Genomic DNA, 16,737 nt, shown 5'->3' with positions numbered 1-16,737 from the left:
GGTTCAAGGCCATTTCTTCATTTTGTTGTGTTCAAATAATACTAGCAATTTTCCTACCAATATAAATTTCCTACTCAACCAAAACAATCACTCTTCTTCCCGTTTCTTACTTCCTTTGTACATTTGAAACTGATACAAGCGACATTCTAAAGGCCCATTAAACAAGGGTATTCGCCTCGATGCTCTCAAACCCAATCGCTTCAATGCAGGAATATTGCCGCTCAGAACCCATGCTTCCCAACCTGTGTAAGAATGCTTGAATTGATTGCCTATTTCTTTGTAAAAAGCTTCAATATCCTCAGGTTGCAATCTTTCACCATAAGGAGGATTCATAATAATGCATCCACCTTCTTCAAATGGTGCTGATTGCTCAAAAAAATCTCCCACCAACAATTCAATCTCATCCTCTAAACCTGCTCTTTCGATGTTATTGACCGCAATATCAAGGGTTTTCTCCGAAATATCCGCCCCAAAAATAGGCTGGTCGCAAGGAATGATTCTATCCTCAGCTTCCTTCAAAACCCCCTCCCACAAGTCTTGATCAAAATCTTTCCACGTCAAAAAACCAAAGTAATCCCTTTGAAGTTGAGGCGCAATTCGACGTGCAATCATCAGTGCTTCAATCGGTATCGTTCCTGAACCACACATTGGATCAAAAAACGGCGTTTCCCCTCTCCAACCCGACAGCAACACCAAACCTGCTGCCAAAACTTCGTTGAGAGGTGCTTCGTTCTGCTCCAATCGGTAGCCTCTTCTGTGTAGAGAATCCCCAGAAGCATCCAACAACAAAGTCACTTCCTGCTCCTTGATATACACATGCATCCGCAAAGTCGGCTCATCAGTATCTACTGAAGGTCGGCTTCCTGTTTTTTCTCGAAACTGGTCCACAATCGCATCTTTCACCTTCAATGCCACATACTTAGAATGTTTGAAATACTGAGAACTTACCACACTATCTATCGCAATTGTATCGTCCACATCCATGTAGTCTGACCAATTGACCAACTGTGTTCGGCTATACAACTGATTGTTTTTGTAGGCTCTGAAAGTATGAATGGGTTTGAGAATCCGCAATGCCGTTCGCAATTCGAGGTTGGCTCGATACATTCCTTTCAGGTCGGTTTCAAAGAGTACGGCTCTCGTCTGAACGGCGATGACCTTTCCTCCTATATCCCTAATTTCTTGGGCAAGGGTTTCTTCTAAACCGTGAAAGGTTTTGGCGATTAATTCAAATGTTTTTGGTGTTGGGTTCAATGTTTGGAATCAGTTGGTGAAAAAAGGATGCAAATTTACACAAAATGTACCGTTCGTAGTGATTGCAGCTTATCTATCTAACTTTACTAGACAATTAGGGAGCATTTGTTTTATTTGATCTATTTCAGAATCACTAAACTTATTTTCACCAATATTGAGAACTTTCAATTTTGTTAGATTTTTAATACTACTCGGTAAAGACACTAATTTATTGCGCCAAAGATCAAGAGTTTCTAAATTGGATAACTGACCAATTTCTTCAGGAATTGACTCAAGTTGCCCTCCTCCCAAAACCAACAAATTTTTGAGATTTGATAGTTCTCCGATTTCACTGGGTAAATTTTTTAATGCAGTTTTAGATAAAGTTAGACTAATGAGTTTAGTAAAATTTTTTACTTTGGGCGACAAGATCGTCAAACAGTTAGGTTGATGACAATCAAACCGAATGTACTTTAAATGTGAATATGTATAAAAATCATTTGGTAAGGTTTTTATTGTAATACCAAATAAATCAAGGGAATCAGATGTCATTACCGATGACATTTGCTCTTCATATTCCTTCCTAACCCATTCTTCATACGTTAAATTCACCTTATTTTCTTTTTTAACAGTTTCATCCACTTTATTGCAAGCTACTTGCTTGCACTGTGAAAAGAATAAGACAAGAGAAAAAATCATCACTTTATTCATTATAAGCATATTAAACATTGATTAGTCCACAATACCCCATTCCAATCACCAACCATATTACTGCTCCGATAATCAATTGCTTAGATTTTTGAGGCTTCTCACCCCAACTCGCTAATCCAACAATTAACATAACAATCGGAGTCCCCCAAAATAAAATGGCGAGTAAAAAACAATGGGTCGGGTAGTTTTTACTAAACGCAGAGACAGAGAGACGCAGAGATTTGATTATCAGATAGTTGCAAAAAATTAATTTACTTTCTAATAATCTGATTATCAATTCATTAGAAAAACACTACGAACCATTGAAAAAAGAAGTATCAACATAATTTGTTAATATTTTGTACAAAGAAAGAAAACCGACTCAGAAACCTCCCATCAATCCCCCACAACAACCCAAACCGACCACCAACCATATTCCCGAAACAATCAGCAGTATTTTAGCATTTTGAGGTCTGCTTTTGAGGCGAGTCAAACCAACAATCAACATCACGATTGGAATCAACCAGAATATGGCGAAAAGAACGATAAGAAAATCAAGTGAATTGCCAATTTCGAGTAACATCATTTGTAAATCTGTTTAAGTTCTTCTAAATATTCCCTTTTGTTGTCTCGATAAAAAAGGTTCATCGTTTCAAAAGGGATGATTTTGTTGTCTTTGTTCACGATATGCACACAGGATTTTTTGATAGAGCGCACATCAAAATTATAGGCATCAATAAACTGCATGATGATGATTCTAAACAAGTTATCATAGCTCATTGCAGGCGCATCAATTTGCGGCAAACAACACAAAATCGAGTGTAGGTTTTCGCTTGCATTTTCCACCGAATTGCCCGTACTGAACAAGTTGAGCATTTTGCCGTGTAGTTGTTCATCCTGTTCATACACAATCGTATTCTTACTGTTGTCGAGCAGGTCTTTGGGATTGATGTATCTTGTCAACGGAAAAACCTCACCACCTATTTTGAGGGCATACGCCATAGCCAAGGCATCGGGATTGCAGGGAACGGGAATGATGTCGTCCGAATTGAAGATGGTGGTTTGTTCCAAAATTTTTCGGCGGACTTCTGTGAGGGTAATTCTATCCGTTTGCCGATTGAAGTTTTCGAGCCTTCCCGCAATTTGTGTCGGCTGCAATGTCACTCCACGCACACATTTTTGCTTCAAGGCAAATTCAATGATGGTGCCTATTTCATCATCGTTCAAGCCTTTTTGAAGTGTCACCACCAGCGTAGTCGACAAGTTCAAGGCGTTTAAATGCTCCAAAGCCTGTTCTCGAATACTCGTTAGATTTGCGCCTCGAATGGTTTCCAATACTTCTTTTCGGAAGGAATCAAATTGAAGGTAAATCTCAAAATCGGGAGTATAAGAAGCCAATCTTTTCGCAAAATCGAAATCTTTGGCGATTTTTATCCCATTGGTATTGAGCATCAAATGTTTGATGGGCAATGTTTTGGCATAGTCCAATATTTCAAAAAACTGAGGATGTATCGTTGGTTCACCCCCGCTGATTTGCACCACATCGGGTTCTTTTTCATTCACCACAATGGTATCCAACATCTGCTTGATTTCGTCTAAAGTTCGGTGTCGTCCATAATGAGGGGAAGAACCTGCATAACAAGTCGGGCAGGTCAAATTGCATCGGTCGGTCACTTCCACGATGGTCAGACAAGAATGTTGCTCATGGTCGGGACACAAACCACAATCGTAGGGGCAGCCATAATGTGTTTTGGTATTGAAGGTGTGCGGAATATCGGAAGGTTTGTTGTAGTTTCGGATGTTTTTGTAGTATGCTACATCGTCTGCAATCAACACTTTAGATGCACCATGCTCTTTGCAGCGTTTGAGCATATAGACGTTCTCATCTTCAAAAACGATTTTGGCATCTACCCTCTTCAAACATTCGGGGCAGAGGCTCAAGGTGAAATCATAATAGGTATATTTTCGAGTAGGCATTTTTTAGGAATTTAAGGAGGGTTTTGTGGTAATAAACAAAGCACACAATGCACAGCCATTGTATGCTGCTCAATCCAAAGATAAAGAATACATTGGGCTTGAGAAACTCTATGAGAAAACGAAATCCAAAGTAAAATAGCATAAAAATTTGGAATAAATGCCCTTTCTCCAATTTTGCATGATTTTTTAGCCACTTCAATAAGAAAAACAATGCGACTAAAAAGAACAACTCATATAGTGAAGTAGGATGTCGCATGATTCCATCACCTAAGTCCATTCCCATAAAAAACGAGGTCGGTTTTCCGTAGGTAAACTCCTTGATACCCGACAAAAAACAACCGATTCGACCGATGAAAATTCCGAGAACAATTGGCAAGGTGAACAAATCTCCTGAGCGTTCTTTTTCTCCAATCACCCACTTTGCAGCCTCGACTCCAAGCAAACCTCCAAACAAGCCGCCCATGATGGTTTTGGTGTTGAGCAATTGAATCAAATTTTCCATCGAAAGCGCAATCAGTGGATTTTCGAGAAAACCCATGATGCGTGAACCCAACAATGCCCCAACGACTGCGCCCAAAATGATGGACAGCCGATTGTTGGAGGAAATGACATCTTCACTTCGCTTCCGCAAAAAGACATAGTATTGGAAGGCAACGAAAAATGCCCCATATTCTAAAATGAAATGGACATTGATTGGGTAGCCGTTGATGGTGGGTTCAAAGGGGATTGTGAGCATAATTTATTGCCTGATTTACCTTACCATTCTCTCCAATTATCGACAAAGTCGGTATCTGCATCCAAACCAACAATGTCCCCCATTTTGTACAAAGCGTCACAAAGTCCTTCTCGTTCTTCAGTTTCAATCGTACTCTCAATATTTTCATCCTCGTCAATGTCATTCAATTTATTGACCGATTCTTCAAATTTCGATAGAATGATTTCCTCTGTACTTCCTTCAGGCAACTCAATCAATTCTTCCCTTAACCGATTGAGTTCGGCGATTAGATGAGGTTCAAGGTCTTCGTAGCAAAATGGTAAGAAATCCTTGAAATTTAGTTGAGATAATTCGTTCTTTTTCATAGTATCAAATGTAAATAAAAAATCCTACAATTAAAATACAACAAGGCCACAAAATTTTTGTAGTCTGACCTTTTATATAAGTCCACAGACAAAAGGCGTATCTTGTGCTAAAAAACAGGAATAGATGCAAGATATCCTTCAAGAAATGAACAAAACGTTGGCGATTGCAGAACAAGAACAGATTCAGCAATTTGCCTCACCACAACTGCCAGTTATTTTTGTCGTTGGTGTACCCCGTTCTGGCACTACGGTTTTGACGCAGTTACTCTTATCAGCCTTTCAGATAGGCTATGTGAACAACATCATCGCCAAGTTTTGGGAAGCACCCTATATGGGTTGTATTTTGGCGAAATCATTGAAGGACAAGCAACAAAAACTAAATATTGGCATAGATTCCAACTATGGTTTTACCAATGAGTATGAAGGGCCACATGAGTTCGGTTATTTTTGGAGGCGGTGGTTTCGGTATAAAGACAGTCATCAAATTGAAGGAGAACAGATTGCAGCCGAAGATATAAAGATTTTGCAGCAAGAAGTAGCGGCAATGGAAAGTGTTTTTGAAGTGCCGATGTTGTTCAAAAACCCTGCTGCTTTGAGTTTGAATATTGATTTTTTAGCCAAAGCTTTTCCGACCTCTATTTTCATTCATATTGAGCGAGAACCGCTTTTCAATGCTCAATCTTTGTTGATGGGAAGGGAAAAATATGGAAACAGTAGAGAAGATTGGTTTTCGGTGAAACCCAAAGAGTATGCTTGGTTGAAGGACAAAAATGTGGAAGAACAAATTGCAGGGCAAATGTATTATACCCACAAACGCATTGAAGATTGTTTGAAGGAACTTTCTGCAAAGCGGAAATTGACCATCCCTTATGAGCATTTTTGTGAACAGCCTTTGCAGTATCTTCAAGAAGTGGAATCTTTGCTGCAATTGTCTGGCTATTCGCTTCAAAAAAGGGAAGGTGATTTGCCCGCTTCTTTGAAGAATACCAATGTATTGAGACTGGAGAAGGATGTTTTGAAGCGATTGAAAGACAACTTAATAGCATTAAAAACATAAACCCTACTCAGAAAAATATTTTTCATTTTGATTTTTATTTCAATTTTCATTCTGATATGAGAATAGCAATTATGCAGCCCACTTACCTACCGTGGATGGGTTATTTTGATTTGATTGACCGAACCGACCAGTTTGTTTTTTTGGATGATGTACAGTTTGACCACAGAAGTTGGCAGCAGCGAAACCGCATCAAAACCTCGTCGGGCGAATTGATGTTGACCGTTCCCGTACTTCAAAAAAAGAAATTTGAACAAGAAATTCGAGATGTTCAAACCAATTCTACTGCAAAATGGCTCAAAAAACACCTCATTTCCATCGAAAGAAACTATCAAAAAGCTCCTTTTTTCGGTGTCTTGTTTCCGCTCCTAAAAGCTACATACGAAAAACATAGCCTTTCGCTCCTACCATTAAACACAGAGTTAATTCGTTGTTTTTCAGATTTTTTAGGTATAAAAACTAATTTCCTTTTGTCTTCCACCCTAAACACGGAAGGACAGAAAGCGGAAAAACTTTTTCAGATTTGTGAAAAGCTGGGAGCAACTGAATACCTTTCTCCTGTAGGTTCGTTCAACTACATTGAAGAAAACAATTTATTCCCTGCAAACAATATTCAGCTTTATTACCAACATTTTGAACATCCAACTTATTCTCAATTGTACGGTGATTTTTTGCCGTATATGTCCATTGTTGATTTGCTCTTCAATGAAGGGGCAGAAAAGGGTTTAGAAATTTTGAGGAGCGGACAGAAATTGTTTTATACACATGAGGAAGTGAGAATTAACACACCAAAACATTAACACCCCAAAACACCAACACAAAAAATGCAAATAAAAGACAAAAAAATAGGCATAGACCACCCTACCTACATCATTGCAGAACTTTCGGGCAATCACAACCAAGATTTTGACTTGGCAGTAAAAACAGTTTATGCCATGAAAGAAGCAGGTGCGGATGCGGTCAAGCTGCAAACCTATACGGCTGATACCATCACTTTGGACAGTGAAAAACCCGACTTCAAAACACGAGCAGATAGCCTTTGGGCAGGTCAAAAATTGCATGACTTATACAAGGTTGCTTACACACCCTGGGAATGGCAGCCTAAATTGAAGCAATTGGCAAACGACTTGGGAATGCACTGTTTCAGCTCTCCTTTTGACCCAACATCGGTAGATTTTTTGGAAAAAATGAATGTGCCCGCCTATAAAATTGCCTCCTTCGAAATCACCGATATTCCGCTTATCAAATACGTTGCTTCAAAAGGGAAACCCGTCATTATGTCCACAGGAATAGCCGACCTTTCAGACATTGAACTCGCAATTGCAGCTTGTCATAGTGTTGGAAATCATCAAATTGCGCTCTTAAAATGCACATCTGCCTATCCGACTCCTTTGGAGGATGCTCACCTTCAAAACATTCCTTTCTTAGCCTCAAAATACAACACTATTGTCGGACTTTCTGACCACACTCTGGGGACGATTGTACCAATAACGGCAGTGGCTTTGGGCGCAAGAATCGTAGAAAAACACTTTATTTTAGACCGCAATTTGGGAGGTGTCGACTCGGCTTTTTCGCTGGATGCCACCGAATTTAAAGAAATGGTGGACAGCATCCGCAATGTGGAAAAGGCATTGGGGCAAAAGGACTATTTTCTGCCCGAAAAAAGCAAACGTGCAAAAGTTTCCGCCCGTTCGCTTTACATCAGTCAAGATATGAAAAAAGGGGATGTCTTTACGCTTGACAATGTGCGTTCGGTTAGACCTGCGTATGGTTTGCATCCGCAATATTTAGAGCAAGTTTTGGGTAAAAAGGTGACAGAGGATGTGGATGCTGCAACGGCTTTGAGTTGGGAATTGGTACAAGGTTAATACATAAGTAAAGTTTAAAATCGAACATGAAGTCTTTTTAAGTTTTAATTATCAGAACATTTAAAATATTTTTGATAATTAAAATTTTCGTATTATCATTGTATTATTTCCCAAAAGTATAATGCAATAAAAAATGACTTCAAAACTATTTACGGTTGTTTGCTTATTATTCTGTACAGAGCTTTCATTATCTGCTCAAAGTTTTCAGAAAGTGTATGGTTTAGCTGGAGAAGACGTATCTAATTCTATTCTATCTTTATCAACTGGTTATCTTGTAAGCGGTTATTCAAATGGAACAAGCGGAGGTGCAGCGGATTTGGATTTACTGATGATGAAAATTGATATGAATGGCACTATTGAATGGTCAAAAACTTATGCAACTCCTTTTAATGATTTTGCACGTTCTACAATTCAAACAATAGATGGTGGTTTTGCGAGTGTCGGTGAAACAAGGGGCAATTTTTTTGTAGTAAAAACAGATGTAAATGGCAATCTAACTTGGGCTAAGTCTATTGGAGGAGGAAATGCAGAAAGAGGATTTAGTATACTTCAAAATTCCAGCGGTGATTATTTTCTCTTAGGCGATACCCAAAGTTTCGGAGCAGGTTTAAGAGATTTAATTCTTATCAAAATCACTTCAAACGGTGATTTGATTTGGGCAAAAACTTATGGCAATCAATTAGATGAAGCTGGGTTTGATTTTTTATTTACCGATGATAATGCCCTTTTAATTGGAGGTATAGAAACAAGTTTATCAAATGGTTTTGGCATCTTGATTCTAAAAGTAAATCAAGATGGAAACACATTATGGAGTAGAAGTATAGACGGGTCGAATAACGACCATGTAGATGGAATTGTTGCTGCTAATAATGGTTACATTCTCTATGGACACACTTTGTCCTGTAATGCCAACTATAACAATGTAGCATTGAAAATCAATATGGATGGCACAACCAATTGGAGCTATACGTATGGAGATGGTTTAGAAGATAAAGGTATTAGTGTGGTAAGTGCTGCGGGTGGTACATATCTTTTAAGCAGTTACTTTGAAAATACGATTGTCAATGATGGAATAGATACAGAAGTTATTCAAATCAATGAAAGCGGCATTGCTTTGAATAACAAGGTTTATGGAGGTGAGGAGGATGATAGACCCTACTGGGCACCTTCTAATGGAATAATCCCTTTAGGAAACAGTGGCTTTATCTTGCCTTTTTGGACAGAATCCTATGGTCAAGGAGGTAAAGATATACACATTGTGCAAGATGATTTTAATACAGATTTTGATTGTCATAATAAAGAAGTAAATCTTTTTGAAACTCCTTGCCCTATGAATAATACAGAAACCTCTTTGCAGATAAACAATGCAGATGTTGATATTATTTCTGTTTTCACAACAGTAAACGACATCGAATTTATAGAAACCGAAATTTGCTGCAATATCATTCCTACAATAAGCGAAAACACAACAATTTGTGAAGGGGAAAACACAACACTAACAGCAAGCGGAGGGCAGTTTTATGTTTGGAGTCCAACTGAGGGATTGGATAATGCCAATAGTGTTAATCCAATTGCCTCCCCTTCTATAACAACGATTTACCAAGTCACGATTTCAGACTTCAATGAATGCACTGCCACAGCAAGCACAAAAATTTTCGTAAGCCCAAATCCAATAATCAACATCCCTTCCCCTATCAATCTATGTCAAGGCGAAACAATAGAATTGGGTTTCGAGAACCAAACTTTTGATAGCTATTTATGGCAAGATGGCTCAACGAATCCAACTTTCAATGCAAGTCAATCAGGAGCTTATGCAGTTACTGTAACAGACTCCAATGGATGTAACGCCACAGCAAGCACAGAAATTTTCGTAAGCCCAAATCCAATAATCAACATCCCTTCCCCTATCAATCTATGCCAAGGCGAAACTATTGAATTGGGTTTTGAAAACCAAACTTTTGATAACTATTTATGGCAAAATAGCTCAACCAATCCGACTTTCAATGCAAGTCAATCAGGAGCTTATGCAGTTACTGTAACAGACTCCAATGGATGCACTGCCACAGCAAGCACAAAAATTTTCGTAAGCCCAAACCCAATAATCAACATCCCTTCCCCTATCAATCTATGTCAAGGCGAAACCATTGAATTGGGTTTTGAAAACCAAACTTTTGATAGCTATTTATGGCAAGATGGCTCAACCAATCCGACTTTTAATGCAAATCAATCAGGAACTTATGCAGTTACTATCACAGATTCTAATGGGTGTAAAGGAGTTGAAATGATAGAGGTAAATGACTTTGTAGCTGAAACGCCTATACTTGATTTAGGTGCAGACGTGCTTACCCTCTGCCAAGATTCAACTGTGACTTTGCAAATAGAAGAAAACTTCAATAGCTATTTGTGGTCAAATGGAAGCACAGAAAGTTTTTTGAATATCACAGAGGCAGGAACTTACAAGGTGACCGTATCCAATTCATGTAATTCTGTATTGGCTTCAGCAGTTGATTCTATTTTGGTAATAACAGAAGATTGTAGTATAGAAGAACAGAATCCTGACAATCTCACTAAAATAGTAGTTCCAACCGCCTTTTCCCCCAATGAAGACGGTGTCAATGATTTTATGAAGGTTTGGCATACTCCTGACATTCAAATCATAGAATTCACCATTTACAATCGCTTTGGCAAAAGTGTTTTTACAACGAACAATTCCACCGAATATTGGGATGGAAACTATAAGTTCCAAAAACAAGATATCGGAGTTTATGTCTATTATCTTGAAGCTATCGACAGCAAAGAAAATGCAATTTTCAAGAAAGGAAATTTTACCTTAATCAGGTAAAAAAGCCATTATCCTTCAACTAATCACCACCTCCACCTCATGCACCTCCGTCAATTGCGGCATATCCAACACCCGAAGCATGGAAGTCATGCTATTCGCTTTGATTTGGGTTTTGCGTCTAGAGTAGATGTTACCGAGGCTGGTTTCGACATAAACGATTTTGATTTTGGGCTTGTAAACCAGCAACATCCCAATCAATTTTTCACGGATTCGGAGGCTTAGATTCGTGCTGTTCCAAATAAACGGTTGTTTTTTGCGACAATATTCTTTCGCCAATTCGTAGGCGTGTTGCACGACTTTACCCTGTCCGTTTTTGTCAGAAAAACGTATGTTCAGCTCTTGGCGAATTTGGTCCAAACTAATGATAGGCAAACCTTTGCTATGTTTTTTGATATAAGTGTCCTTGCCGCTTCCTGCAATGCCTGCCATCAAAATGACTTCAAATTGGGTTTCATCGTGTAAATCAGCAATGTAGTCGCTATCGGATTGAAAATATTGCAGACGGCTATGGGTATTGAAGAAGGTTTTGGGTTTTGTAAAACATTCATTTTCAATGCACAATTCTTTGAACAACTCCAATCGGTACAACAAATCGGCTTGGTCGCTGCAAATTCTACCCAAAACATCGGCTTTTGATAAGAGGTAAATCCATTCATTCGGCACTCTCAAACTCGCTGCAATGACCGACTTGTTCGGAAAATTTTTGTCCAAACTCCAAAGGGGTAAACCATGCAAGCACACCAAAGCACAAATCTGTTCCCGCACTTCAAAGTCGCTATCCCACAACAATTGCCGAGCGATTTTTTCGCCTACTTTGGCATGTTTGGGTGAAGTGATGATACCATTTTCAACGACCGTACAAACAGGTTTTGCGACATCGTGGAGCAAGGCTGAAAATAGCAATATTTTTTTTGCATCTGCTTGAAGTTGTTGATATTCCTTCAATTGCAGTAATTCTTCAACGACCATCTTCGTATGCACATACACATCGCCCTCCGCATGAAAAGCAGGTTCTTGAGGACAATTTTTCATTGCTTGAATCCACTCAAATTCCTCCAAAACTTCCCACTGAAATTGCTCATTTTGCAGTAGGCTGCTCATGCCATAACTTTGCCCTGCGCCAGTTGCGGGTCCAATGTTCATCAGTCTTAACATGATTTTTTCGGACATACTTCAATACATTTTTACTAAATTCTTCAACTCCAAAAGCGGCTGCATTTCTGCAAACAAATCCTTCACATTCACCTCCCAATGCACTCCCTTTCGCCATCCCTTCTGCAATGGCAGATTGAAGGGAATCAACTGTAAAATGTCCCGTTTGAAGGACAGGAACAGTGGGTAAATCCAACATGCCAGCGTAAAAACAAACGTCTTTCCACGACAACCATTTATCCCCTTCTCGAATGGCAAAGACGTAAAAGTAGTGTTTTAAATTGGTGTATTCAATGCTGTGAACGCCATAAAGATTTTCACCAAAAAACTCCAATTCTCCCAAATCTCGATGGGTTCGACTCCAAATTTCGTTCATGTTTTTTGCCCACGGATTGCGGGTGGGTGCTGCATGAGAACGGGCATAGATTCCTGTGGCTTTCAAGCAGGTATTTTCGCCGTCGAGTTTTTCGGTGATGGTGATTTCGTGCTGCAAAATAGCTTCCCAATCTGCCTGGATTCGGTCGTCAGAGGTTGTACCTTTGGAGAAGGGGAAGTGATAGGTTCGGCTGTATTTTCGGCTTTGCATAACTTTTGAAGTTTTGGTGTTTTACATCCTACATTTCGGTCATATTTTATAGAGTATTGAAAACCAAATTTAATAATAATTAAAAATTTACCAATTGAAATAAAAATAATTTTTTATTTACTTGATTTTTATCTTCTTGTAAAAAAGTTACCGAAACGTAGGTTACATCTTGCATCTTGCATCTTGCATCTTGCATCTTGCATCTTAAAGCAAACAGGAATTGAGTTAAAATCGTTCCCATTTTATTTGTTGAAGTAGCATGGAATCTCTTTTGTTTGTGTAGATTAGATGCGTTATATTGCTTTTTAATCTACACCTTCAAAACCTTGACCCAAACCTATGACTCCAGAAATCTTCATTGTTTTAGTCATTGCTCTGATTTCCATCATATTATTCACCACCGAATATTTAGAAGCAGAAGTGACTGCTTTGTTAACGATGGTGGTTTTGATTGCTTCAGGTATATTGAGCATCGAAGAAGGCTTGTCTGGTTTCAGTCACACTGCTACGATTACCGTTTTTGCACTTTTGGTACTGAGTTTGGGATTGCAGAGTACTGGCTTGGTCTATTTTATTGGCGATAAACTGGAAAAATTTACGGGCGAAAGTGAACTGAGAATTTATGTGATGATTGTAGTGGTGGTGGGATTCTTGTCTGCTTTTATGAACAATACGGCTGTCGTTGCTATCTTCATGCCTGTGGTGATTCGGTTGGCGAATTATGCTAAGGTAAGCCCTTCTCGTTTTCTGATGCCTCTATCATTTGCAGCGATGTTGGGCGGCACAATGACAATTATCGGAACTTCAACCAACATTATCGTCAGTTCTGTCTATGAAGAACATTATGGAGTACCTTTTGGAATTTTTGAGTTTTCACTTTTGGGGCTTCTATTATTTTCGGCTTCTATGGTGTATATGATGTTGGCTCGCACCAGGCTCATTCCCGAAAGAAAAACGACAGAAGAGGAACTGACTAAAACCTATAAATTGTCGAAATACTTAACCCAAATTGAAGTGAAGAAAGGTTCTCCAATGATTGGTAAGAAATTGAAGGATACGCAGATTGTGAAACGCTACAATGTGGATGTGATTGAAATTAGCAGAGAAGGCGGACAGGGAAGGGAAATTTGGGTGCCGAATAGCATTGAAGCTATCCGTGAACACGATTTATTGACCATTAAAGCCAACCTTAACGAAATCATCGAAATACAAAGCAAACAGGGTATCAGAATCAAAAAAAATGTTCACCTTGATGACCACGAACTGAATTCCGAAGAAGCGGTTTTGTTTGAAGCTGTAATCGGAAGAAATTCTTTTTTGGTCGGCAAAAAAATTGGAGAAGTAGATTTTCAACACCTCTTCAAAGCGATTCCTTTGGCGATACGGAGTAGTGGAGAAACAACTGCAAATACAAAAAAGGTGTCGGAAACAGAGATTCACTTTGGAGATGTATTATTGATGGAAGCTCGCCGCAGTAGTCTCAATATTTTTTATACCTCTCCTGATTTCATTGTCTTAGAAAAAGTAAAAAAACCTAATCTGAGGCGAAGAAAAATGCTTTTATCCACTTTCATTATTTTGTTTGTAGTCGTGACAGCTGCTTTCAATATTTTACCGATTGTCACTGCGGCACTGATTGGCTGCATGTGGATGATTCTCACTCACTGTTTGTCAATGCGTTATATTTACCGCAAAATGGATTGGCGGGTATTTTTTCTGTTGGCAGGTATTTTGCCTTTGGGAATTGCAGTCGAAAAAACGGGTGCAAGTGCGCTGATTGCAAATACCATCGTGGATTTTGCAGGTACTTCCTCTCCCACTTTCATTATTTCTATTTTGTTCTTAATCACCACTTTGCTCACCAGTTTTATGTCGAACAATGCAACTGCGGTTTTGCTTGCTCCTATCGCCATCACGATTGCCAATCAATTGGGATTAGACCCTAAGCCATTTTTGGTGACGGTGATGTTTGCAGCAAGCACAAGTTTCCTCACTCCAATTGGCTATCAGACCAATACACTTGTATATGGAGCAGGTAATTATACTTTTATGGATTTTGTGAAAGTAGGTGGATTGTTGACTTTCTTGGTCTGGATAATGTGTACTTTCTTGATTCCTTATTTGTATCTATAAAAAAACGGTTGGCATACCTATATGCCAACCGTTTTGAAACAACCTATACTTTGATTTCTTGATTTCTCAACGATTCAGCTCATTCCTCATGTAATCTGACAAACAATTGTGACGTTCAGTGGAATATGGATGAGTTCTTATCATTTTTTCAATTTCGTTGTATTCTTCGGAGTGGGCCATTTTCTCAAAAAACTCCAATCCTTTTCGAGGGTCGTAGCCAGCTTTCACCATCAGGTTTGCCCCCAACCTATCGGCAGTATATTCGTCAATTTGTCCAAGTGGCTGACTCAAAAACAGTTCGATGTTTGCAGCCATTATGCCATATTCACCAAAGTATTGTCCACCGAGCAAGATTTTTTGCACTTTTCTGAGTGAATGTTTGTCATCTACATGCGATATTTCGTGTGCCAAGACAAATGCCAATTCGTCTTCTGAATCTACCCAATCCAACATTTTGGAGGTGATAAAAACGTGTCCTCCTGCAATGGCATAGGCATTGACCATTTCATCATCGTCCAAAATATGGGTGCGGTAAACGATTCCTTTTCGATTGACATGAGGGGTAAGCCGACTCATGACACGATCTAACATAGGTTTTTTGGGGTGTGACTTTAAGAGTTTTTGGTCTTTTATCATCTCTATGTATAAAGAATCTCCTATTTCTACTTCCCGTTCTACACTCATCGGGAAATAGTCTAAGGCAAAGTTTTCCCAACTTTTGCCCCAACTCAACCAGGATTCTACTTCATCATCGGGATTGCACTGTGCGTTTACATTGAAGGAAAAAAATGAGCAACAGACAAATATGGTAATGGATAGGATGTTAATTCGCATGAATTTGTTTTTTTGAAGGAACAGTTAGTTTAATTTTTTAAATTGATTGCTGTAATTTTACAACAGTCAACTCATAAAACAATTTAATTAGATGGATTATTTTGAGTTGCGTTTAAAATATCAATTCCTGTTCCTAAAAAAATCTGTTTTATCTCTCCTTTTCTTTCTTTTCCAGTTTGAAGAACTTTCCCCAACTGTATTCTTCGCCTTCGTATTTTTCAAAGAATATGGTTTCATGCCTGTGAATATTGCTGCTCAACAGTTTTCCAATTGGATTAAGAAAATCAATGTTATCACACATGACTTTGAATATGGCGATAAATGGCAATGCCATAATCACACCTGCTACGCCCCACAGTGACCATCCTATAAACATGGCAATTAGAGCCGCTAAAGGATTGATTTTGACAGAAGATCCAACTACTTTTGGAGTAATAAAATTGCCTTCAAGCTGCTGAACAATTAAAAACATCAACATGACACTGAGGGGTTGCCATGCACTCGTTGAAGTAATGATGCTGTAAAAAATGGGTAAGATAGCACCTATGAATGTGCCGATATATGGGATGATGGTCATAAAGGCTGCAAAAAAGCCCCAAAAATAAGGATAGTCTATTCCTATAGCCCACAATCCAAGTGTATTTAAAGTCCCTAATATGAGGATTACCAATCCCAATCCATATATATATTTTTGAGCTACTTGCTGCATTTCTACCAATACTTCATGTACATGGTCTTTTTTGTCCCGATAGAATTGGGATAATAAGTAATTTTTGAAGGCCGTTCGGTACAATAGTATCAAAAAACAGTAGGTCAATACAACAATTAAATTGGCAAGAAATGCGGTTGAAGATGCCAATAACATTCCGAAGTAATTGGCTACATCATCTGACAGTGCTACAATATTTTCCTTCAACCACGCCTGAGACTTTGCTTGTGAGATATGAAAGTGTGCTTCTATCCACACATATAAATCAGATAGTTGGTCTGTCGATATTTTGATGCTTTCTGAGTGAGCAACAATATTCATTATTTGAGAAAATAGCAAAAACATCACCATCAATGCAATTACAATCATAATAAGAAAGGAAAAAATGATGGCAATCAACCTATTCAAGCCTATTTTCTCCCAAAATTTTACGAGTGGATCAAGCATAAATGCTAAAAGAATAGCAAAAGCAAGTGGGATAATAACTGACTGTGCAACCCATAATATATAAAAAAAAAGGGTAATTGCCAACAAAAAATGAGCAATTCTCTGTAAACTCAATTTCATTTTATTTTGTTA

General features: G+C 38.6%; 15 protein-coding genes. 5 read left to right on the top strand and 10 right to left on the bottom strand.

What is annotated here, in order from left to right:
- Nucleotides 1-87: 87 nt before the first annotated feature.
- The 6 genes from R3E32_29250 to R3E32_29225 form a co-directional block, all read right to left on the bottom strand.
- On the bottom strand, nucleotides 88-1,254 hold the full coding sequence (locus tag R3E32_29250) for a THUMP domain-containing protein (protein ID MEZ4888849.1): 1,167 nt from the start codon (nucleotides 1,252-1,254) through the stop codon (nucleotides 88-90).
- Between the two features lie 69 nt (nucleotides 1,255-1,323).
- The gene (locus R3E32_29245) at nucleotides 1,324-1,944 is read right to left on the bottom strand and encodes a hypothetical protein (GenBank protein ID MEZ4888848.1); all 621 of its coding nucleotides are present in this window, start codon (nucleotides 1,942-1,944) and stop codon (nucleotides 1,324-1,326) included.
- 361 nt (nucleotides 1,945-2,305) lie between these two features.
- Entirely contained in the window at nucleotides 2,306-2,509 is a 204-nt protein-coding gene (locus R3E32_29240) for a hypothetical protein (protein MEZ4888847.1), read from the bottom strand.
- Nucleotides 2,506-3,900 (bottom strand): radical SAM protein, encoded by a 1,395-nt coding sequence (locus R3E32_29235; GenBank protein MEZ4888846.1) that lies wholly within the window; start codon nucleotides 3,898-3,900, stop codon nucleotides 2,506-2,508. Before R3E32_29235 ends, R3E32_29240 begins: the two co-directional genes overlap by 4 nt.
- The gene (locus tag R3E32_29230) at nucleotides 3,872-4,636 is read right to left on the bottom strand and encodes a prolipoprotein diacylglyceryl transferase (GenBank protein MEZ4888845.1); all 765 of its coding nucleotides are present in this window, start codon (nucleotides 4,634-4,636) and stop codon (nucleotides 3,872-3,874) included. The genes R3E32_29235 and R3E32_29230 overlap by 29 nt, the downstream gene beginning before the upstream one ends.
- Nucleotides 4,637-4,656: 20 nt before the next feature.
- Nucleotides 4,657-4,980, bottom strand: coding sequence for a hypothetical protein (locus tag R3E32_29225; protein MEZ4888844.1), 324 nt, complete (start codon nucleotides 4,978-4,980; stop codon nucleotides 4,657-4,659).
- A gap of 124 nt (nucleotides 4,981-5,104) precedes the next feature.
- On the opposite strand from R3E32_29225, the gene R3E32_29220 reads away from it, so the two are divergent.
- The 4 genes from R3E32_29220 (at nucleotide 5,105) to R3E32_29205 (ending at nucleotide 10,744) form a co-directional block, all read left to right on the top strand.
- Nucleotides 5,105-6,037, top strand: coding sequence for a sulfotransferase (locus tag R3E32_29220; GenBank protein MEZ4888843.1), 933 nt, complete (start codon nucleotides 5,105-5,107; stop codon nucleotides 6,035-6,037).
- Between the two features lie 56 nt (nucleotides 6,038-6,093).
- Nucleotides 6,094-6,834, top strand: a complete 741-nt coding sequence (locus R3E32_29215) for a WbqC family protein (protein MEZ4888842.1) — start codon at nucleotides 6,094-6,096, stop codon at nucleotides 6,832-6,834.
- Nucleotides 6,835-6,858: 24 nt separating this feature from the next.
- Entirely contained in the window at nucleotides 6,859-7,902 is a 1,044-nt protein-coding gene (gene pseI, locus R3E32_29210; protein MEZ4888841.1) for a pseudaminic acid synthase, read from the top strand.
- A gap of 133 nt (nucleotides 7,903-8,035) precedes the next feature.
- Complete coding sequence (locus R3E32_29205) at nucleotides 8,036-10,744, top strand: gliding motility-associated C-terminal domain-containing protein (protein MEZ4888840.1); 2,709 nt, start codon at nucleotides 8,036-8,038, stop codon at nucleotides 10,742-10,744.
- 15 nt (nucleotides 10,745-10,759) lie between these two features.
- Here the strand turns inward: R3E32_29205 and R3E32_29200 are convergent, their stop codons facing one another.
- Entirely contained in the window at nucleotides 10,760-11,887 is a 1,128-nt protein-coding gene (locus R3E32_29200) for an AAA family ATPase (protein MEZ4888839.1), read from the bottom strand.
- Entirely contained in the window at nucleotides 11,823-12,482 is a 660-nt protein-coding gene (locus R3E32_29195) for an RNA ligase family protein (protein ID MEZ4888838.1), read from the bottom strand. The genes R3E32_29200 and R3E32_29195 overlap by 65 nt, the downstream gene beginning before the upstream one ends.
- A gap of 339 nt (nucleotides 12,483-12,821) precedes the next feature.
- Here R3E32_29195 and R3E32_29190 point away from each other — a divergent pair, with 339 nt between their 5' ends.
- A complete protein-coding gene (locus tag R3E32_29190) occupies nucleotides 12,822-14,615 on the top strand; it encodes an SLC13 family permease (GenBank protein MEZ4888837.1) in 1,794 nt (597 codons plus the stop codon).
- Between the two features lie 66 nt (nucleotides 14,616-14,681).
- On the opposite strand, the gene R3E32_29185 is transcribed toward R3E32_29190, so the two are convergent.
- Both R3E32_29185 and R3E32_29180 read right to left on the bottom strand, forming a co-directional pair.
- Nucleotides 14,682-15,449, bottom strand: coding sequence for a M48 family metallopeptidase (locus R3E32_29185; protein MEZ4888836.1), 768 nt, complete (start codon nucleotides 15,447-15,449; stop codon nucleotides 14,682-14,684).
- A 148-nt stretch (nucleotides 15,450-15,597) separates the two neighbouring features.
- Complete coding sequence (locus R3E32_29180; protein MEZ4888835.1) at nucleotides 15,598-16,725, bottom strand: AI-2E family transporter; 1,128 nt, start codon at nucleotides 16,723-16,725, stop codon at nucleotides 15,598-15,600.
- Nucleotides 16,726-16,737: the final 12 nt, after the last annotated feature.

The organism is Chitinophagales bacterium, from assembly GCA_041392475.1.
GTDB lineage: Bacteria > Bacteroidota > Bacteroidia > Chitinophagales > UBA2359 > JAUHXA01.
Note: the sequence above shows the minus strand (reverse complement) of the source record. Positions and strands in the feature narration are given on the sequence as shown.